Genomic DNA, 19,813 nt, shown 5'->3' with positions numbered 1-19,813 from the left:
GGCCTGTCGGTCGCAATGCCACATTGGGCGTAGTCCCCGGGAGCCGTCGCTCCCCTCCAGGAGAGGGATAGCAGCGACTTCCGGGACGGCTGGCCCGTCCGCCATTGCACTTGCCTCCTTGATGCGTCACATCGGCGCGATGCGTGTGTTCGATCAGCCTTTGCCCATCGATGATGCCCTGCCGGCCCTCAAGCAGGCCCTGCAGGCGCGTTCCAATGCTGTCCTCGTCGCGCCGCCCGGTGCGGGCAAGACCACGCGCGTGCCGCTGGCCCTGCTGGACCAGGCCTGGACAGGCGGGGGCAAGATCATCGTGCTGGAGCCGCGTCGTCTTGCCGCTCGCGCTGCCGCCGCCCGCATGGCTGCCACGCTGGGCGAATCCGTCGGCGCCACGGTCGGCCTGCGCGTGCGCCTCGAATCGCGCATCTCGGCCAGGACCCGCATCGAGGTGGTTACCGAGGGCGTATTCGCCCGCATGATTCTCGACGACCCCTTGCTCGACGGTGTGGCCGCCGTGCTGTTCGACGAGTTCCACGAACGCTCGCTCGACGCCGACCAGGGGCTGGCCTTCGCACTCGACGCCCAGGCCGGACTGCGCGAGGACCTGCGCATCCTGCCGATGTCGGCGACGATCGACGGCGCGCGCGTTGCCGCGCTTCTGGGCGATGCGCCGGTTATCGAGAGTGCCGGCCGTGCCTTTCCGGTGGTCACGCATTATCTCGGCCGCGATCCGCGTCAGCGCCTCGACGAAGCGGTTGCCGATGCGGTGATGCGGGCCCTGAGGGCGGAGACGGGCTCCATCCTGGTCTTCCTGCCCGGCCAGGGTGAGATCACCCGCGTGGCCCGGTTGCTGGCGGAGCGCAATCTTGGGGAGGGAGTCGACATCGCTCCCTTGTTCGGCGCCATGGAGGCGCGCGACCAGGACCGCGCCGTCGCTCCCGCGCCGGCGGGGCGCCGCAAGGTGGTGCTGTCAACCTCGATCGCCGAGACCAGCCTCACCATCGAGGGCGTGCGCGTGGTCATCGATGCGGGCCTCGCCCGCGTGCCGCGCTATGAGCCGGATCTTGGCCTCACCCGGCTCGAAACCGTGCGGGTGTCGCGCGCGAGCGCCGACCAGCGGCGCGGTCGCGCCGGGCGTACCGAGCCGGGTGCCTGCTACCGGCTGTGGGAGGAGGCGGCCACCGGCGCCTTCGAGGCTTTCGCCAAGCCCGAGATCCTGGCGGCCGATCTCAGCCCATTGTTGCTCGATTGTGCCGCCTGGGGGGTGGGCGATCCCCTGGCGCTCGCCTGGCTCGATCCCCCGCCTGCCCCCGCGCTCAAGGAGGCGAGAGCGTTGCTGACGGCAATCGAAGCTGTCGATGCCGATGGCCGGCTGACCGAAATGGGGCGCCATCTCTCCAGTCTGGCCCTGCCGCCTCGGCTTGCGCGCATGATCGTATCAGCCGCGCCGGCGGGAGAAGGGATGCTCGCGGCCGAAATCGCCGCCATCCTGTCGGAACGGGGGCTCGGCGGCGACGGCACCGACCTGGTGGAGCGCATCGAACGCTTTCGGCGAGACCGCGGCGGGCGGGCGCAGGACATGCGCCGGTTGGCCAGGACTTGGGCAAGGACCGGGTGGGCCAGAACCGCCAGCACCGAGACGGCCAGCAAGGAAGCGGGGCGGGGCGAGGGCGATTCGGCCCGGGCCGGTCCGGTTCTGGCCCTGGCCTATCCGGACCGCATTGCGGTGGCGAGGGGGCAGCCCGGCAGCTTCACCATGGAGAATGGTCGGGCTGCCCGCCTGGAGCCGTATGACCGCCTGGCCCGCGAGCCGACGCTCGCCATCGCCGAGATGGCGGGCAGCGCCGGCGCGAGCCGTATCCTCTTGGCGGCCCCGATCGCGGCCGAGGAGATCGAGGCTTTGTCCGGCGTCAGCGAAAACGTGAGCATGGGCTATGATGCCGCCAGCGCCAGCCTGAAAGCCCGCTCTGTCCGACGCTATCGCCGCCTGGTGCTGCAGGAGACCACGGCGCCGCTGACCTTGGATGCCGCTGCTGCCGCCGTACTTGCTCGCGGCCTCGCCCAGGCCGGCATCGGCCGCCTGCCCTGGAGCAAGGCCCAGCGCCAGTTGCGCGACCGCATCGCCTTCCTCACCGCCAGCGGCTCGCCGGATTGGCCCGATCTTTCCGATCAGGCCTTGGCGGAGAATGCCGAAACCTGGCTCGCCCCGGCCATCGAAGGTGTGCGGGGCCTGTCCGGCATCACGGCCGAGCATCTGGAAAATGCCCTCGCCGGCCTGCTGCCCTGGCACGAGCGCAGGCGGCTCGATACCGAAGCGCCGGCCTTCTTCGAGGCGCCGACCGGCTCGCGTCTCGCCATCGACTACGAGGCGGAGGGCGGTCCCGCCATCTCGGTGCGCGTGCAGGAACTGTTTGGGCTCGCCACCCATCCCGGCATTGCCGGCGGGCGCGTGCCGCTCACCATCAACCTGCTTTCCCCGGCCCATCGGCCCGTGCAGGTGACCAAGGATCTGCCAGGCTTCTGGAAGGGCTCCTATGCCGCCGTCCGGGTCGAGATGAAAGGGCGCTATCCCCGCCATCCCTGGCCCGAAGATCCGGCCGCAGCCCTGCCGACCACCCGGACGAAACCGCGCGGCACCTGACGGCGATCACCGGGCTTCATCGGTTGGCAGAGCGGCAGGCCGATCGTGTCATCCGGGACGAGCAAGTCCGGGATGGGCTGGAGACCCGGTCAGGTCTTGCTTTCGGTGAGATGCGCGGCCTGCAAGGCCTTGGCGAGGGCGCTCATCGAGCCGGAAGGCGGGAGCGAGACGATCTGAATGTCCGGTTGGGCAGCGAGTTCGTTGACGGAAGAGGGCCGGTTCCGGCGCGGGCGGGCATCGAGAATGCGATGCAATAGCGTAACAATACACATGGCAATAACCTCAAAATACACCCCCAATATAATTTAAATTTGAATTTCGGCAATGTCATGGTGCCGACATGAATTTGGAACGGCCCGAAGAGTGGGGGATAAAACGAAGGTATCGTGGCTGCGACGCAGCGAGCCGAAAGGGGAGGGGCCAAGTGTCGCATTCGAGACGGATCTTCGAAGGCGGTGGTCGGCAAACCTGCGTTCTCTTCTACCGGCCCGCCTTGTTCCGTCGCCACATAGTCTGTGGATCTGGCGCGTTTCGTGGCCCTCGACGCAATTGATATAGGTCGTGATATATGTCGCAGGGGGCTGTTCACTGCAACCGGCTTCAGGCTCGCAAGGTACCGGGACGACGGACAGGCCGCGGCAGGGCGCCGATGCTCGCTCCGGTTCCGCGATCGACACGCCTTAGCGCTTGCGTACGAACTCGGTACGCAAGACCAGACCTTTGATGGAGTCGTGGCGGCAGTCGATTTCCTGATCGTTGTCCGTCAGTCGAATCGACTTGATGACCGTGCCCTGCTTGAGGGTCTGATTGGCCCCCTTCACCTTGAGGTCCTTGACGAGGACCACGGAATCGCCATCGGCGAGGGCATTTCCGGCCGCATCCCGTACCACGGCCCGGTCCGCCTTGGCGGGAGGCGCCATCTCCGAGGCCGGCCGCCATTCGCCGGTCACCTCATCGTAGACATAGTCATCATTCTGATCGGCCATTTTGCTTGCACCTTTGCTTATGGAGTTTCCCGGTCGAGTCCGAGAGCGAACCGCCGTCACGACCAGATCCACTTCACAAGCCGGACGGATGCCATCTACATCGCTGCGGTCGACCGGTGCAAATCCTTGATCATTTCCGGCGGCAGATCCCGCATTGCCCGGAGAGGGCGCGCACCCTGCCATCCCCGCCTGGGATCGAGCGATCGATCCTCGGAAGGGGATTTCACGCCGATATCGGGATCACGTCACCGGCTCCGTCACGCTGTCGTCGTATTCTCCGCGACTTCTTGCGAGTCCCGATTGACTTCCCGGACGCCATCCCCCATAAGCACCGGCGAATTTGGCGTCGCCCTATCGGGCCCGGACGCACCCAGGGCGAAGGCCGGGGCGCGTTTTTGGTGTTCGGGGGTGCGCTTTTCCATTCAACTCGATCGGCATCCGGCCGCGACCGCGGAGAACGACCCGTGAAACGTACTTATCAACCGTCCAAGCTTGTCCGCAAGCGTCGCCATGGCTTCCGTGCCCGTCTGGGCACCAAGGCAGGCCGCAAGGTTCTGGCTGCCCGTCGCGCCCACGGCCGCAAGCGCCTGTCGGCCTGACCGGAACGGATTGGCACAATGATTCCGCATCATTGTGCCAAGCTGATTTCTCTCGATCGTGCCACGGGCACGATCGAGAGAAATCAGCAAGATTCCGGACATTTGCAAAGTTTCCTGGCCAGATCTTGCCGGGAAACTTTGCCTGGAGCATTTTGCTCAAGAGCCTCCGAGCCCTCATCGATGCAGCGTCTGCTCAAGCGCCGGGACTTCCTTTTCGTCCGCGAAGGCCGCAGGGCACATGCTGCAACGCTATCCCTGCAGGCACGCCGCCGCGAGCGCGCGGGTGCAGTCGAGGCTGCGCCGCCGGCGTCTGAGACTGTCGAGCCGCGTGTCGGCTTCACCGTGACCAAGAAGGAAGGTTGCGCCGTCGAGCGCAATCGGATCCGCCGGCGCTTGCGCGAGGCGGTGCGGCTGTCTGGCGCTCTTCATGCGCGCGATGGTTATGACTATGTCGTGCTCGGGCGGCGCTCCGCCCTCGACGCATCTTTTGCGACGATCGTTGATGAAATGGTAACGGCGTTCGGCCGTGTGCACAGCGAGCGTCAAGGCGCCCGCAAGCCACGCCGTTCAGCCGATGAGGCTGTACGATGAAGAATTTTGACACCAAGAACGTCGTTCTGGCGGTCGTCCTGACGCTGCTCGTCGTCGTCGTGTGGGAATATTTCATCGGCCAGCCCATGCAGCGGCGCCAGCAGCAGGAAGCCCAGCAGCAACAACAGATCCAGCAGACCCTGCAGCAACAACAGCAGCAGCAGGCGGCTACGCCCACGCCCGGCGTTCCCGGCGGCGCGGGAGGGCAGAAGCAATTCTCCAGCCGCGCTGAAGCGGTGGCGGCGAGCACGCAGCGCGTAAAGATCGATGCCCAGCGTCTGATCGGTTCGATCAACCTGGTTGGCGGCCTGATCGACGACGTGGCCCTGCGCGGTTATCGCGAGACGCTCGACCCCAACTCTTCCAATGTCGATCTCTTCTCGCCGTTCGGCACCCCTGTAAAGCCGGCTGATCATCACGCCAATCTGGAAAATCGCGGCCCCTATTTGACGGTCTTTGGCTGGCAGGAAAAGCCGGGTTCCAATGCCGCGACCAAGCTCAACCTGCCCGGTTTGAAGACGGTCTGGACGGCCAAGTCGCAAGCGCCCCTGTCGGCCGCCACGCCAGTCGAGCTGCAATGGGACAATGGCCAGGGCCTGATTTTCCACCGCACCATCTCGATTGATGAGGATCGCGGCCAGAGCGGTTCCCTGCTGCCGTCGGCCGGCGAGACGCTGCCCGCCGACAAGCTCGACCTGCCTCGCCAGAATCTGCCCAAGGATCAGCAGGCCAGCGCCGCCAAGCCGATCGGCGGTTTCATGTTCACCGTCAAGGACAGCGTGGAGAACAAGGGTACGGCGCCTGTGGAGATCGTGCCCCAGGCTTATATGCTGCGCGTCGGTACCCCGGGGACTCAGGGCACTTACGTTCTGCATGAGGGGCCGATTGGTCGGTTCTCCGGTTCCCAGAAGGAACTGTCCTACAAGGATCTGGCGCCCGACGCCAAGCAGGAGCCCTTTGCCGACGTCACGGGATGGCTCGGCTTCACGGACAAGTATTGGGCCAACGCGCTGGTTCCCGATCCCTCGGCCCGCTTCACCGCCCGTTTCGTCGGCCAGGATTTCGGCGGCACGCCGGCCTATCTCGCCCAGATCGACCGGCCAGCCCTGACGATTGCGCCGGGCGCGAGCGCGGATGTGAGCACCAATCTGTTCTCCGGCGCCAAGGAAGTCGCGACCCTTTCCTATTACGACGATAAGCTGAAGACCGATAACATCGCCTATCTGATCGACTGGGGCTATCTGTGGTTCATCACCAAGCCCTTGTTCCGCCTGATCGAGATCCTCTTCCATCTCTTCGGCAATTTCGGTCTCGCCATTCTCGGCACCACCGTCATCCTCAAGCTGTTCTTCTTCCCGCTCGCCAATCGCTCCTATGAGTCGATGTCGAAGATGAAGAAGTTCCAGCCCGAGATGCAGAAGATCAAGGACGAGTTCCCTGACGACCGCATGAAGCAGCAGCAGGCCACCATGGCCCTGTACAAGGAAAACAAGATCAATCCGCTCTCGGGTTGCTTGCCGATGCTGCTGCAGATTCCGGTGTTCTTCGCACTCTACAAGGTGCTGTTCGTCACCATCGAAATGCGCCAGGCGCCCTTCTATGGCTGGATCCACGATCTGTCGGCGCCCGATCCGACCACCCTGTTCAATCTGTTCGGCCTGATCCCGTGGACGCCGCCCTCCGTGCTGATGGTCGGTTTCTGGGTGGTGGTGATGGGCATCACCATGTTCATCCAGATGCAGCTCAACCCCGCGCCGCCGGATCCGACCCAGGCCGCCATGTTCCGCTGGATGCCGCTGATCTTCACCTACATGCTCGCCGCCTTCCCAGCCGGCCTGGTGATCTACTATTGCTGGAACAACACGCTCTCGATCCTGCAGCAGGTCTTCATCATGAAGAAAAACGGCGTGAAGGTTGAGCTGTGGGACAATCTCAAGGCCATGTTCGGGCGCAAGCCATCATCGGCGGCGAGTTGATGTCCGAGGGACCTGATTATACGGAAGCCGGCAGGAAACTCTTCGCCAGCACCTGGGATTTCCGCCACGCCTCCAATACGCTTGAGGCGTTGCCGCCCCCCGGTGGGGTCGAGATCGCGCTCGCCGGCCGCTCCAATGTTGGCAAGTCGAGCCTGATCAACGCGCTGACCAACCGCAACGCCCTGGCCCGCACCTCGCACACGCCGGGGCGCACGCAGGAACTGATCTTCTTTTCTTCGAACCCAGCCCTGACCCTCGTCGACATGCCGGGTTATGGCTATGCCAAGGTCAGCGAATCTAAGGTCAAGGCGTGGACCCGGCTGATCCATGACTATCTGCGCGGACGAGTGAATCTGGCGCGCGTCTTCGTGCTGATCGATGCCCGGCATGGCCTGAAGACCACCGACGATGCCGTGCTGAAAACGCTGGATCTGGCGGCCGTCGTCTACCAGATCGTGCTGACCAAGGCCGACGAAGTGAAAAAGCCCGATCTGGAACGCTGCATCGCCGAGACCAAGGAAAAGATCTCGCGCCGCCCGGCCGCCTTCCCCGAACTCATCGTCACGTCGAGCCGTGAAGGCACGGGCATGGACGAACTGCGTGCCACCATTGCCCAGATCCTGGCCGAGCGCGGCGGCCTGACGCTGTGATCGCCGACCGCCTGCTCACCGTGCTGGGCTGCCTGTACGGCGCCGCCGGCATCGGCCTGATGGCGCTTGCCGCCCATGGCAAATGGCCCAGCATCGACTATGCCGCCATCATGGTGCTCGCCCATGCGCCGGCCCTGATCGCCATTGTCGTGGCCATTCGCGCAGGCCTGCTCCATGCGATGCTGGCCCGGCCCGCCGCCTTCCTCCTCGCTGCCGCCGTGGCCCTGTTCTCGGCCGACGTGGTGTTGAACGCCATGACAGGCCAGCGCCTGTTCCCGATGGCCGCGCCGATCGGCGGTACCGGCTCGATGGCTGCCTGGCTGCTGGTGGGCGTATCAGCGCTGGTGGCGAAGAAGTAGCGGAGCGCGGACATCCTGTCAGCTCTTGGAAGAGCAACGCCTGCAAGGGAAGAGCGGACATCGCGACATGCAAGTATGTCGCTGAGATGTCCGTGCTCCGGGCCTCACCGTATCGGCAGCACATTCGTATATTTCACCTGCGCCAGAGCGAAGCTGGATTCGATCGAGGCGAGGCCGTCGAGGCGGGTGAGCTTTTCCTTGATGAAACGCTCATAGGCGGCGAGATCGGCACAGACCACGCGCAGGAGATAATCGCGCGTGCCGGTCATCAGGTAGCATTCCAGCACTTCGGGCCAGGGTGCGATGGCGGCGGCGAAACGGTCGAGATCCTCCTCGCGCTGGCGTTCGAGCTTGATCGAGATGAACACACTGACCGGCAGCCCGACCTCCTTCTGCTCGACCACGGCGACATAGCCGCGGATGACGCCGCTCTCTTCCAGTTGCCGCACGCGGCGCAGACAGGGTGAATGCGACAGGCCGACCTGCTCGGCCAGGGCCTGCACCGTCATGCGGCCATCCTCCTGCAGCAGGCGGAGGATCTTGTTGTCGATGGCGTCGAGTGCAGTCATTGTCTCGCTCTGCGCAATTTATGCGCATTCCCGGTCACGAATGGCGATACTCTCTAAAGCCATGTGTTGCGGCCTTCAAGATCAACCAAAATCGCCCCTCGTCTTTTGCTATAACAGGCCAGTTCAGCTGGAATCTCCGTCATGGCCGACCCTCGTCTCCCCTTTCTCGCCGCCCTCGAACGCAAGGCCCTGTGGCTGTCCTCCTGGATGATCCACAATGCCAACCATCTGCGCGCGAAGGAGGATGGCCTCAAGATCGGCGGCCATCAGGCCTCCTCGGCCTCGCTGGCGACGATCATGACGGCCCTCTACGGCGCGGTGCTCAGGCCGCAGGACCGGGTTGCGGTGAAGCCCCACGCCTCCCCGGTCTTCCACGCGCTCAACTATCTCTTCGGCTTGCAGACTCTCGATAAGCTCAAGAATTTCCGCGGCTTCAAGGGCGCCCAGAGCTATCCTTCCCGCACCAAGGATGTCGACGACGTCGACTTCTCCACTGGCTCCGTCGGCCTCGGCGTGGCGCAGACCCTGTTTTCGGCCCTGGTGCAGGATTACGTGAAGGCCAAGGGCTGGGGCGACTGGCCGGAAGGACGGATGATCTCCCTCGTCGGCGATGCCGAGATGGACGAAGGCAATATTTTCGAGGCCTTGCTCGAAGGCTGGAAGCAAGGCGTGCGCAACGTCTGGTGGATCGTCGACTACAATCGCCAGTCACTCGATGCCGTGGTGCGCGAGGGCTTGTGGCAACGTTTCGAATCGATCTTCCGCAATTTCGGCTGGGAGGTGGTCATCCTCAAATATGGCCGCCTGCTCGAGGCGGCCTTTGCCGAGCCGGGCGGTGAGGCGCTGCGGCACTGGATCGACAACTGCCCCAACCAGCTCTACGCGGCGCTGTGCTATCAGGGCGGAGCGGCCTGGCGTCGCCATCTCAACGATGCCATCGGCGACCAGAGCGAGGTCAGCAGGCTGATCGAGAGCCGCTCGGACGCCGAACTCGCGGCGCTGATGACCAATCTCGCCGGCCACGACATGCCGAGCCTGCTGGACGCCTTCGAGGCGGCGGCCCGTCATGACCGGCCGACCTGCTTCATCGCCTACACGGTCAAGGGCTTCGGCCTGCCCTTCCAGGGGCACAAGGACAATCATGCCGGCCTGATGACGCCGGCCCAGATGGAGACCTGGCAGCAGGCGATGGCCATCCGCCCCGGGCATGAATGGGACAAGTTCGAGGGGCTGGAGCTGACGCCTGAGGCCATGCAGGCCGCGCTCGATCGGGTGCCCTTCGTACAGAAGGGAAGGCGGCGTCTGGCCGCCCCCAAGGTCGAGGTGCCCGCCACACTGCCCTATCGGGCATCCGCCTCGATGTCGACCCAGCAGGGTTTCGGCATCATCCTCAACGACCTCGCCGCCACCGATTTGCCAGTGGCCGAGCGTATCGTCACCACGGCGCCCGACGTCACCGTCTCCACCAATCTCGGCGGCTGGGTCAACCGGCGCGGCCTGTTCGCGCGCGAGGAACTGGCCGATGTCTTCAAGAAGGAGAAGATCCCCTCGACCTTCTCCTGGGACTTCTCGCCCAAGGGGCAGCATATTGAGCTCGGCATTGCCGAGATGAACCTCTTCATCCTGCTCTCGGCGCTGGGCCTGTCGCATTCCATCAATGGCGAGCGGCTGCTGCCGATCGGCACGCTCTATGATCCATTCATCCAGCGCGGCCTCGATGCCCTCAATTATGCCTGCTACCAGGACGCCCGCTTCATGGTGGTGGCGACGCCGTCGGGCGTCACCCTGGCGCCGGAAGGCGGGGCGCACCAGTCGATCGCCACGCCGCTGATCGGCTTGGCTCAGGACGGTCTCGCCGCCTTCGAGCCGGCCTTCGTCGACGAACTGGCGGTGATCATGCGCTTTGGCTTCGACTATATGCAGCGGGACGGCGAGGGTGACCGCGACGAGACCACCTGGCTGCGCGACGAGACCGGCGGTTCGGTCTATCTGCGCCTGTCGACCCGCACCATCGAGCAGCCGCAGCGCACGATGTCGCCAGCGCTGGCCGCCGACATCGTCAACGGCGCCTATTGGCTGCGCCCGCCGGGCCCCAATGCCGAGATCGTGGTGGCGGCCATGGGCGCCGTAGTGCCGGAGGCGATCGAGGCCATCGGCCTGATGAGCGAGGACCGCCGCGATGTCGGCCTGTTGGTCATCACCTCCGCCGACCGGCTCAACGCCGGCTGGACGGCGGCCGAACGCGCCCGTCAGCGCGGCAATGCCGGGGCGAAGAGCCATATCGAGCGCCTGCTCGCCCCGCTTTCTCGCGATTGCGGCCTCGTCACCGTGCTGGATGGCCACCCGGCGACCCTGGCCTGGCTCGGCAGCGTGCGCGGCCAGCGCGTGACCTCGCTGGGCGTCGAGCATTTCGGCCAGACGGGCAGCATCCAGGAGCTCTATCGCCACCATGGCCTTGACGCCAATGCGATCCTGCATGCGGCCCAGGCTCTCTCGCCGGGGCGGCCGATCCGCAACCGCAGGGAACTCGCACCGGCGGAGTAGCCGCTGCTTACCCCCTGGAGGGTAAAGATGGTAGTTGCATATCCTTCCCGGGGATTGCCACGAATCCCAAGCCTTGCGAGATTGAAGCTCTCGCAAGGTTATGCCGATGTCTTCCTCCATCCTGCGCGTTGCCACCTTCAACACCCAGCTGCTGGCGAGGCCCGGCGTGCGCTTCCACGAGCAGCCACCCTATTCGCCCGAGGAGTATGAGGCCAAGACCGCCTTCATCGGCGGGCTGCTCGAACGCGGCCAGGTCGATCTCGTCGGTTTCCAGGAAGTGTTCCACGAGGAAGCCCTGCGTGAGGCGGTCTGGAAGGCGCCGCGCCTGCAGGGCGCGACCGTCAACGCGCCGCTCGCCGATGACGACGGGCCCAAGACCCCGGATGGAGCACTCAATGCACCACGGGTCGGGCTGGCGAGCCGGCTGCCGGTGCTCAAGGTCGAATCGATCGCGGCTTTTCCTCCGGGCCTGGGCCAGGGCTTTGCCGTCAGGCGTGACGAGAACGGGCGCCAGCAGGCCGTGCCCGTTGGCATCAATTTCTTCGAGCGCCCGGTCCTGCGGGCCGAGGTCCTGTTGCCCGACAGTGTGCCGCTGACCGTCTATGTGGCGCATCTCAAGTCCCGCCGGCCGGTGGTGCTGGAGGACGAGGATCGCCGCGACCCCGCCGTGCGGGCGCTCGCCGTGGTGCGCGCCCTGCTCCAGCGCGGCGCCGAGGCCGCGGCGCTGCGAGTGATGCTGTCGCGGGAGATGGCGGGGCGGGGGACCGAGCCTCGTCCGGTGATGGTGCTGGGCGATCTCAACGACGAACTCACCAGCGTGACCACCGAACTCATTCGCGGGGAGCAGCCGCTGCCCGAAACCCTCAAGCCGCTGATGGCCGATCCCGGGGACTGGCAGCGCAAGAACCGACGCTTGTTGGACCTGCATCTCTACGCCGCGTCCGATCAACAGGCGGTGCACATCAAGGGAACGACCCTCTACACCCATATCCATTTCGGCGATTATCAGGTGCTGGACCACATCCTGTTCAGCCAGGAATTCCACAGCCGCAATCCACACCGGATCGGGGATTTCCGCTATCTCCAAGTCTATAACGACCATGTCGTCGACACGCATATGACCGATATGACCCGCAATGTCCGGACCGCCAGCGACCACGGCGTGCCGGTGGCGGAGTTCAATCTGCTCACGCCGGCTTCACGGCAACCCGTGCAAAATGGCAACGCCAATGGCAGAACTGTGCCTTCCGGCACCGCGAATGCTTAACTTTTCGCTAAGACTTCCGTAACATCATGGTTACGAAATCGTTTCACAGGCCGAATCGTGACGGGAAAGATCCTCATCGTTCTGCATCAGGAACACTCCTCGCCCGGGCGGATCGGGCGCTTCCTGATCGAACGCGGCTATGAGCTCGATATCAGGCGCCCCCGCTTCGACGATCCCCTGCCGCAGACGATGCGCGATCACGCCGGCGCCGTGATTTTCGGTGGGCCGATGAGCGTGAATGACGAGGAAGCCTGGATCCGCCGCGAGATCGACTGGATCGGCGTGCCCTTGAACGAGAACAAGCCTTTTCTCGGTGTCTGCCTCGGTGCCCAGATGCTGACGCGCCATCTCGGCGGCCGGGTCTCGCGCCATGAGGGCGGCAAGGTCGAAATCGGCTATTGGCCGATCGAGCCGACCCAGGACGGCCGCGCCCTGATGTCCTGGCCGAGCCATGTCTATCATTGGCACAATGAAGGCTCGGAGCATGTGCGGGGCACGCGGCTGCTCGCTACCGGCAAGACCTTCGCCAATCAGGCCTTCGCCTGCGGACGGGCCGCTTATGGCCTGCAGTTCCACCCAGAAGTCACCTATCTGATGATGAATCGCTGGACCACCGGCAGCGAGGAAAGCTTCAAATTGTCGGGCGCGCAGGATCGTGAGCAGCAATTCTCGGGGCGTTACCAATATGATCCGGGCATGCAGCAGTGGCTGCATGGCTTCCTCGATTTGTGGCTGACGCCGGCGATGGCGATGGCGGCCGAGTAGGAAGAGAACAGTATATCAGCAAGCATCAGTCTTGCCGGTTTGGCACGGAACCGGAGGGTCGATCTCCACAGCTCCATCAATTGATGGAGCGAGATCGACCACCTTGCCCTCCTCATCCGCGGCGTTTCCAAGATGGTCGATCTGGAGATCGACCATCCATTATCCTTCCAGCTTCGCCAGCGCTTCCGCCGCCAGAAGCTTCGTCAGCTCGCCCGCCGAAGAGCCATCCCGGGCGAGGCGTGCGGCCTGGCCGGACCATAGCGACATGAAATCGCCCGAGCCCTGCGGTTCCGTCTTGGCGCGCAGCGGCGCCAGCGCGCCGCCCGCGAGCGGGAAGGCGGGGGCGAGGTCCGATATCGGGCCGACTTCGCGCATCAGGCGGTTGACGATGCCGCGGGCCGGCCGCCCGGTGAACAGATTGGTGAGCGCCGTCTTGTCGGCGTCGGGACTGCGCAAGGCAGCCGCGTGCGGAGCTGCGAGCCGCGCCTGCGGCGTGAACAGATAGGCTGTGCCGATCTGCACCGCCGCGGCGCCCAGGGCGAAGGCGGCCACGATGCCGCGGGCGTCGGTGATGCCACCGGCCGCGATCACCGGTACCTTCACAGCGTCCACCACCTGTGGCACCAGCGCGAAGGTGCCGATCTGGGTGGCGATGTCGTCGGTAAGGAAAATGCCGCGATGGCCGCCCGCTTCGGAGCCCTGGGCGATGATGGCGTCGCAGCCACGATCCTCGAGCCAGCGCGCTTCGTCGACCGTGGTGGCGGAGGACAGGATCTTGGCGCCTGTCGCCCGCACACGGTCGAGCAGGGATTTTTCGGGCAGGCCGAAATGGAAGCTGACGATTTTGAGCCTGAATTCCTCGACGATGGTACAGAGCGTATCGTCGAAGGGCGCCCGGTTCGAGCTCGGAATCGGAGCGGCTGGATCGATGCCGGTTTCGCGATAATAGGGTTCGAGCCGCTTGCGCCAGCCGGCCTCACGGGCCTGGTCGGGCTCCGGCGCGGTGTGGCTGAAGAAATTGACGCTGATCGGCTTGGTGGTCTGCTGGCGGATGATGCCGAGCTCGGTGCGGACCTGTTCGGGCGTCAGCGTGGCACAGGGGAGGGAGCCCAGCCCGCCTGCCTCGCTGACCTCGATCACCATTTCATAATGGCTCGGGCCTGCCATCGGCGCCTGGATGATAGGGATCTCGATACCGAAGAGCTCCTGAATGCGCCGATCGGGCCACATTGCCATTCTCCTTGATCTGCCTCGCTGTCTTGCCAGCGCCAGCATAAGTAAGTGAAGGCAGCTCTATCATTTCTTATTTAAAAACGATATTAATTTTTAATTCTTTAAATGAGAACGAAATTGGACCTGTCATCCCTCGATATCTTTCGCACCGTCGCCGCCGAGCAGAGCGTCACCCGAGCTTCGAGCCGGCTGGGGCGGGCGCCTTCCAACGTCACCACGCGGGTCCAGCAACTCGAACGGGAACTCGGCGTTGCCTTGTTCAGCCGCGCGGGCAAGCGCATGCGCCTGACCCGGGAAGGCGAGATCTTCCTGTCCTATACTCATCGGCTGCTTGCCCTCGCGGACGAAGCCCGCAGTGCGGTGAAACCGTCGGGTCCGGCGGGACTGTTCCGGGTCGGAGCGATGGAGAGCACGGCGGCGAGCCGTTTGCCGCCGGTCCTGGCGCGGTTTCATGCCGCCTGGCCCGCCGTATCATTGCAACTGACCACCGGCGGCACAAAGGGGCTCATCCGCCGGCTCCTTGCCCATGAACTCGATTGCGCCCTGATCGGCAAGCCGCCGATGGAAGGGATCGACACCGGCTATGATGCCGAACGGCTGGAGGCCGAGCACGTCTTCACCGAAGACCTGCTCATCGTGCTGCCTTCCAGTCATCCTCCCATCGGCACGGCCGCCGATCTCAGGGTCGAGAGTTTTGCCGCGCTGGAACCCGGTTGCACCTACCGGGCCGTCGCCGAACATTGGGCTGAAGGCGTCAAGGGGCTGCGGGTGCAGGAACTCTCGTCCTACCACGCCATGCTGGCCGCCGTTTCGACCGGCAATGCCATCGGCGTCATGCCACGTTCCGTGCTCGACCTCCTGCCGGGCGGGAGCGGCGTTCAGACCCACCGCCTCGGGCCGATCGAAACGCTGCTCATCCGCCGCCGGGGCGAGGCATTGCCGGCCTTCGAGGCATTCCGGCAAGCGCTGCGGGAGGGGTGATTGCATTTGGCAGTTCGGCATCTGCGAGTTCCTCTGGAGGGTTTGCTTCCTCCCTCGTGCCGCGATTGTCGTTCTAATTCTTTAGTGGTCGACAAATAATTTTCTTGACTTGAATGCCTCAGGCTCCATTCTTTGTCGATCAACAAATAATGGAGCCTGAGATGTCGTCATTGGAACGAGGCCTGGAACTGGGGGCTGGGCGCGCGCGGGCTGCCGGATCCGGCTGGGCCCTGGCCCTGCTGGCCTTCGCCCAGCTCATCATTGCGCTGGATCTGAACATCGTTTTTGTTGCCCTGCCTGAAATCGGCGCGGGACTCGGCTTTTCCGGCCAGACTCTGCAATGGGTGGTCAGCGCCTATACCGTGTTCTGCGGCGGTTTCCTCTTGTTCGGAGGCCGCGCGGCCGATCTCATCGGCCAGCGGCGCGTCTTCGTCTTCGCACTGGCACTCTATGCCCTGTCCTCGCTGGCCGGCGGTCTTGCCGGTTCGCCGGCCGTCATCATCGCGGCACGCGCGGTCCAGGGCATCGGTGGCGCCTTCCTGTTTCCGGCGACCCTGTCTCTGGTGAACCGGCTTTTTGCCGAGGGACCGGAACGTAACCGCGCCTTGGCGGTCTGGGGCGGTGCGGGCGCCAGCGGCCTGACCATCGGCTCGCTGGCCGGCGGCTTCCTGACCGCTGCCTTCGGTTGGCCGGCGGTGTTCTATGTCAATGTGGTCCTCGCCGCCATCGCCATCCCAGCCGCTTTCTTCGTGATCCCGCGCGATCCGGAGCGGCGCGAACATCGGCGCTTCGACCTGCCCGGCGCCATTGCCGTGACGATGGGTGCGACCCTGCTGGTCTTCACGCTGGTGCAGGGCCCAGACTATGGCTGGACCGCGCCGAGCATCCTGGCGAGTGCGGTGCTGGCCGTCTTCTTTCTGTCGGTCTTCGCCCTGATCGAGGCGCGCAGCCGCGATCCCCTGATGCCGCTGCGCCTGTTCCGCAATGCCAGCCTGGTGGCGGGCATGACGATCACCTTCCTCTATATGGCGACCTTCGGGGCGCTGCCCTATTTCCTCACCGTGCTGTTCCAGACCGTGCATGGCTTTTCGGCGCTCGAAACCGGGCTTGCCTTCCTGGTGCCGTCACTGGCCATCGCGGCCGGGACGCAGCTCGGCGAGCGCCTCGCGACGCGGATCTCCACGCGTCCCACCCTGGTCTGGGGCATGCTGGTGGGTGCCGTCGGCACGGCGCTGATGGTGCCTGGCGCCAGCGTCGGGGCGGGCTATCTGGCGATCGTTCCCGGCGTGATCGTCTCGGGGGTGGGACAGGGCATCGTCTGGACCGCCATGTGGATCGCGGCGGCCTCCGGCGTACATCATGACGAGCAGGGCATCGCCTCCGGCATGGCTTCGACGACGCTCAATATCGGCAATGCCGTCGGCCTCGCCATCCTGATCGCCATTGCCAACCGCCATGTCGGTGGCCTTTCGGGCGAGGCCTTGAGAGGTGCGATGGCCGAGGGGGCGCAACTCGCCTTCTGGCTTGCCGCTGCCGGCATCCTGGTCAGTCTGCTGGCAACAGTCGCCGTGCCACGCCGGCGCTGATCCTTCCTGGGAAGGCCGGCTTGCAGGAGAGGAAGGGCCGGCTGAAAGCCGGTGCTCCTGGAATCTTCAATCCTTCAAACAGGCATCCGCCAGTTTCTGGAAGGAGCGGGCGCGGTGGGAGATGGTGTTCTTCTGCGCTTCCGTCATCTCGGCGAAGGTCTTGTCCGAACCGTCAGGCTGGAACATCGGATCATAGCCATGGCCATGGCCGCCGCGGGTTGGCCAGACCAGCGTGCCTTCGGCTCGCCCCTCGAAGGTTTCAGAATGGCCGTCGGGCCAGACCACGGTGAGGACGGAGACGAAGCTGCCGCGCCGCCGGGCCGGCTCGGTGGCCCCGACGGCGAGGAGTTCGTCCTGGGCTTTCTGCATGGCGACGTCCCAGTCGCGGGTCGGACCGGACCAGTCGGCGGTATAGACGCCCGGCGCCCCGTCCAGGGCTTCGATGCACAGGCCTGAATCGTCGGCGATGGCCGGCAGCCCGGTGGCTTCGAGGGCGGCGAGCGCCTTGATGCGGGCATTCTCGACGAAAGTCGTGCCGGTCTCCTCCGGCACGGGCAGGCCGAGCTGGCCGACGGAGACGACATCCACGCCGTAAGGCGCCATCAGGGCCTTGAACTCGGAGAGCTTGCCGTTGTTGTGCGTGGCCAGCACCAGCTTTCCGGCGAGACGGCGGCCCATTACGCCACCGCCTGCTTCTGCAATTCGACCAGTTCGCCGATACCCTTGCGGGCCAGCGCCAGCATTTCAAGGAACTGGTCCTGGCTGAAGGGCGCGCCTTCGGCCGTACCCTGGATCTCAACGAGGCCGCCGGAGCCCGTCATCACGAAATTGGCATCGGTCATCGCTTCCGAATCCTCGGCATAGTCGAGGTCGAGCACGGCATTTCCCTTCGAGATGCCGCAGGAGATCGCCGCGACATGGTCCTTGATCGGACTGACGGTGAGCATCTTGCGCTCCATCATCCACTTCACGCATTCCTGCAGGGCGACGAAGCCGCCGGTGATCGAGGCGGTACGGGTGCCGCCATCGGCCTGCAGCACGTCGCAATCGATGGTGATCTGCTTCTCGCCCAGGCGCACCAGATCGACCACGGCGCGTAGCGAGCGGCCGACCAGGCGCTGGATCTCCTGGGTGCGGCCGGAAGGCTTGCCCGAGGTGGATTCGCGGCGCGTACGCTCATGCGTGGCGCGCGGCAGCATGGCATACTCGGCCGTGACCCAGCCCTTGCCGGTGCCGCGCAGCCAGGAAGGCGGCTTTTCTTCGAGGCTGGCGGTGCACAGCACATGGGTTTCGCCAAATTTGATYAGGCAAGAGCCTTCGGCATAGCGGGCGACGTTACGCTCGATCGAAACGGGGCGCAGCTCGTCGGGGGCGCGGCGGGAGGGACGCATCGGATTCTCCAAATTTGTGGCCGCCTTGTAGCCCGGCCGGCGCCGCCTGTCACGGTACCGTGCATATTGCGTGGCACTGAAAGGAGGTAAGTTCGCGTCAGGCCACCGCCGGGTGGTCCCTGGGAGCAGAGCGATCCTACCTGGACGGGTAGGGCGGCGGATTCAGAAGAAAATCACAAGAACCGTGTTACATGTTACAAAAAATGAAATTTGTAACATTGATTTTCGGCCTGAATCTTGTCGGGAGAGGAATGTGTTCCTATCTATCATATTGTTGATTAAAAAGAGTTATTCTATCTCCATCTGCATCCTCGAGACGCGATGGAGGGGGCATTTCAACCTGGGGTCGCCTATCGCTTGAACCCCGCTTCCAAAGGGGCTATCGGAGGGGAGAACGAAACTCACCTTTGGCTACAATCTCAGGGACATTACGTTATGGCACGTAGCAAGATCGCTCTCATCGGGGCGGGACAGATCGGTGGTACGCTGGCTCTTCTGGCCGGTCTGAAGGAACTGGGCGATATCGTGCTCTTCGACGTGATGGAAGGCGTGCCGCAGGGCAAGGCTCTCGACATCGCCGAGGCATCTCCGGTCGACGGCTTCGACGTCAAGCTTGCCGGCACCCAGAGCTACGAAGGCATCAAGGGCGCCGATGTGGTGATCGTCACCGCCGGCGTGCCGCGTAAGCCCGGCATGAGCCGCGACGATCTCCTCACCATCAACCTCAAGGTGATGGAACAGGTGGGCGCCGGCATCGCCAAATATGCCCCGGACGCTTTCGTCATCTGCATCACCAACCCGCTCGACGCCATGGTCTGGGCTCTGCAGAAGTCCTGTGGCCTGCCGGCCAACAAGGTCGTCGGCATGGCCGGCGTGCTCGACTCCTCGCGTTTCCGCCACTTCCTGGCCGACGAATTCAACGTCTCGGTGGAAGACGTCACCGCCTTCGTGCTCGGCGGCCATGGCGACACCATGGTTCCTTCGGTGCGCTACTCCACGGTGGCCGGCATTCCGCTGCCGGACCTGATCAAGATGGGCTGGATCACCGAGGCGCGCCTTGCCGAGATCGTGCAGCGCACCCGTGACGGCGGCGCCGAGATCGTCAACCTCCTGAAGACCGGCTCTGCCTTCTATGCACCCGCCGCCTCCGCGATCGTGATGGCCGAGAGCTATCTCAAGGACAAGAAGCGCGTGCTGCCCTGCGCCGCGCAACTCACCGGCCAGTATGGCGTCAAGGACCTCTATGTCGGCGTGCCCGTGGTTCTCGGCGCCGGCGGTGTCGAGCGCATCGTCGAGATCCAGCTCGACAAGGAAGAGCGCGCCGGCTTCGAGAAGTCGGTCAACGCGGTGAAGTCGCTGGTCGACGCCTGCAAGGCCATCGCTCCCTCGCTCGCCTGATCCCAAGCACAAAGCGTTCGAACGAAGACGCGTCTTTGGGGTTTGAGGCGATTTCACCAAACCCCAAAGACGCTTTAGCCAATCTGGAGCTACTGGCCATGAACATCCATGAATACCAGGCGAAGGCGGTCCTGAAGGAATTCGGCCTGCCCATATCGAAGGGCGTGCCTGCGCTGACGGTTGAGGAAGCGGTGAAAGGGGCCAAGGAGCTTCCGGGTCCGCTTTATGTGGTGAAGTCGCAGATCCATGCGGGCGGGCGCGGCAAGGGCAAGTTCAAGGA

Annotated in this window: 20 protein-coding genes; 13 read left to right on the top strand and 7 right to left on the bottom strand. The window is 64.6% G+C overall.

Annotated features, from left to right (window positions below; translation table 11 throughout):
- Nucleotides 1–121 precede the first annotated feature (121 nt).
- Nucleotides 122–2,638: an ATP-dependent helicase HrpB gene (gene hrpB, locus AB4037_RS23645; protein ID WP_441773280.1), complete on the top strand. Its 2,517-nt coding sequence runs from the start codon at nt 122–124 to the stop codon at nt 2,636–2,638.
- A gap of 89 nt (nt 2,639–2,727) precedes the next feature.
- On the opposite strand, the gene AB4037_RS23640 is transcribed toward hrpB, so the two are convergent.
- The gene (locus AB4037_RS23640; protein ID WP_434958135.1) at nt 2,728–2,910 is read right to left on the bottom strand and encodes a hypothetical protein; all 183 of its coding nucleotides are present in this window, start codon (nt 2,908–2,910) and stop codon (nt 2,728–2,730) included.
- A 408-nt stretch (nt 2,911–3,318) separates the two neighbouring features.
- Nucleotides 3,319–3,624 (bottom strand): zinc ribbon domain-containing protein YjdM, encoded by a 306-nt coding sequence (locus tag AB4037_RS23635; RefSeq protein WP_434958134.1) that lies wholly within the window; start codon nt 3,622–3,624, stop codon nt 3,319–3,321.
- Nucleotides 3,625–4,088: 464 nt separating this feature from the next.
- Between AB4037_RS23635 and rpmH the strand changes: the two genes are divergently transcribed.
- From rpmH to AB4037_RS23610, 5 genes are read left to right on the top strand one after another with little or no spacing between them, the layout of a single operon-like run.
- A complete protein-coding gene (rpmH, locus tag AB4037_RS23630) occupies nt 4,089–4,223 on the top strand; it encodes a 50S ribosomal protein L34 (protein WP_082980037.1) in 135 nt (44 codons plus the stop codon).
- An 18-nt stretch (nt 4,224–4,241) separates the two neighbouring features.
- Complete coding sequence (gene rnpA / locus AB4037_RS23625; protein WP_441773177.1) at nt 4,242–4,814, top strand: ribonuclease P protein component; 573 nt, start codon at nt 4,242–4,244, stop codon at nt 4,812–4,814.
- Complete coding sequence (gene yidC / locus AB4037_RS23620) at nt 4,811–6,790, top strand: membrane protein insertase YidC (protein ID WP_434958132.1); 1,980 nt, start codon at nt 4,811–4,813, stop codon at nt 6,788–6,790. Before rnpA ends, yidC begins: the two co-directional genes overlap by 4 nt.
- Nucleotides 6,790–7,440 (top strand): ribosome biogenesis GTP-binding protein YihA/YsxC, encoded by a 651-nt coding sequence (gene yihA / locus AB4037_RS23615; RefSeq protein WP_434958131.1) that lies wholly within the window; start codon nt 6,790–6,792, stop codon nt 7,438–7,440. The genes yidC and yihA overlap by 1 nt, the downstream gene beginning before the upstream one ends.
- Nucleotides 7,437–7,799, top strand: a complete 363-nt coding sequence (locus tag AB4037_RS23610) for a DUF423 domain-containing protein (protein WP_441773176.1) — start codon at nt 7,437–7,439, stop codon at nt 7,797–7,799. Before yihA ends, AB4037_RS23610 begins: the two co-directional genes overlap by 4 nt.
- A 104-nt stretch (nt 7,800–7,903) precedes the next feature.
- On the opposite strand, the gene AB4037_RS23605 is transcribed toward AB4037_RS23610, so the two are convergent.
- Entirely contained in the window at nt 7,904–8,368 is a 465-nt protein-coding gene (locus tag AB4037_RS23605) for an Lrp/AsnC family transcriptional regulator (protein ID WP_149253666.1), read from the bottom strand.
- Between the two features lie 141 nt (nt 8,369–8,509).
- On the opposite strand from AB4037_RS23605, the gene AB4037_RS23600 reads away from it, so the two are divergent.
- The 3 genes from AB4037_RS23600 (at nt 8,510) to AB4037_RS23590 (ending at nt 12,944) form a co-directional block, all read left to right on the top strand.
- On the top strand, nt 8,510–10,912 hold the full coding sequence (locus tag AB4037_RS23600) for a transketolase (protein ID WP_441773175.1): 2,403 nt from the start codon (nt 8,510–8,512) through the stop codon (nt 10,910–10,912).
- A gap of 106 nt (nt 10,913–11,018) precedes the next feature.
- Complete coding sequence (locus tag AB4037_RS23595) at nt 11,019–12,179, top strand: endonuclease/exonuclease/phosphatase family protein (protein ID WP_441773174.1); 1,161 nt, start codon at nt 11,019–11,021, stop codon at nt 12,177–12,179.
- A 57-nt stretch (nt 12,180–12,236) separates the two neighbouring features.
- The gene (locus AB4037_RS23590; protein WP_434958127.1) at nt 12,237–12,944 is read left to right on the top strand and encodes a glutamine amidotransferase; all 708 of its coding nucleotides are present in this window, start codon (nt 12,237–12,239) and stop codon (nt 12,942–12,944) included.
- A gap of 15 nt (nt 12,945–12,959) precedes the next feature.
- Here the strand turns inward: AB4037_RS23590 and AB4037_RS23585 are convergent, their stop codons facing one another.
- Together AB4037_RS23585 and AB4037_RS23580 are read right to left on the bottom strand one after the other, a co-directional pair.
- On the bottom strand, nt 12,960–13,100 hold the full coding sequence (locus AB4037_RS23585; protein ID WP_441773173.1) for a hypothetical protein: 141 nt from the start codon (nt 13,098–13,100) through the stop codon (nt 12,960–12,962).
- A 3-nt stretch (nt 13,101–13,103) separates the two neighbouring features.
- Nucleotides 13,104–14,180: an NAD(P)H-dependent flavin oxidoreductase gene (locus AB4037_RS23580; protein WP_441773172.1), complete on the bottom strand. Its 1,077-nt coding sequence runs from the start codon at nt 14,178–14,180 to the stop codon at nt 13,104–13,106.
- 114 nt (nt 14,181–14,294) lie between these two features.
- Between AB4037_RS23580 and AB4037_RS23575 the strand changes: the two genes are divergently transcribed.
- The gene (locus AB4037_RS23575; protein ID WP_441773171.1) at nt 14,295–15,158 is read left to right on the top strand and encodes a LysR substrate-binding domain-containing protein; all 864 of its coding nucleotides are present in this window, start codon (nt 14,295–14,297) and stop codon (nt 15,156–15,158) included.
- 161 nt (nt 15,159–15,319) lie between these two features.
- On the top strand, nt 15,320–16,744 hold the full coding sequence (locus tag AB4037_RS23570; protein WP_434958124.1) for an MFS transporter: 1,425 nt from the start codon (nt 15,320–15,322) through the stop codon (nt 16,742–16,744).
- 66 nt (nt 16,745–16,810) lie between these two features.
- Here AB4037_RS23570 and rdgB read toward each other — a convergent pair whose 3' ends face one another.
- Complete coding sequence (gene rdgB, locus AB4037_RS23565) at nt 16,811–17,422, bottom strand: RdgB/HAM1 family non-canonical purine NTP pyrophosphatase (RefSeq protein ID WP_434958123.1); 612 nt, start codon at nt 17,420–17,422, stop codon at nt 16,811–16,813.
- Nucleotides 17,422–18,135: a ribonuclease PH gene (rph, locus tag AB4037_RS23560; RefSeq protein ID WP_434958122.1), complete on the bottom strand. Its 714-nt coding sequence runs from the start codon at nt 18,133–18,135 to the stop codon at nt 17,422–17,424. Before rph ends, rdgB begins: the two co-directional genes overlap by 1 nt.
- Before the next feature lie 435 nt (nt 18,136–18,570).
- On the opposite strand from rph, the gene mdh reads away from it, so the two are divergent.
- Together mdh and AB4037_RS23550 are read left to right on the top strand one after the other, a co-directional pair.
- Entirely contained in the window at nt 18,571–19,533 is a 963-nt protein-coding gene (gene mdh / locus AB4037_RS23555; RefSeq protein WP_434958121.1) for a malate dehydrogenase, read from the top strand.
- A 98-nt stretch (nt 19,534–19,631) separates the two neighbouring features.
- On the top strand, nt 19,632–19,813 hold a 182-nt coding region (locus AB4037_RS23550; protein WP_441773170.1), incomplete at its 3' end, for an ATP-grasp domain-containing protein.

This window comes from Labrys sp. KB_33_2, assembly GCF_052114505.1.
GTDB lineage: Bacteria > Pseudomonadota > Alphaproteobacteria > Rhizobiales > Labraceae > Labrys.
Note: the sequence above shows the minus strand (reverse complement) of the source record. Positions and strands in the feature narration are given on the sequence as shown.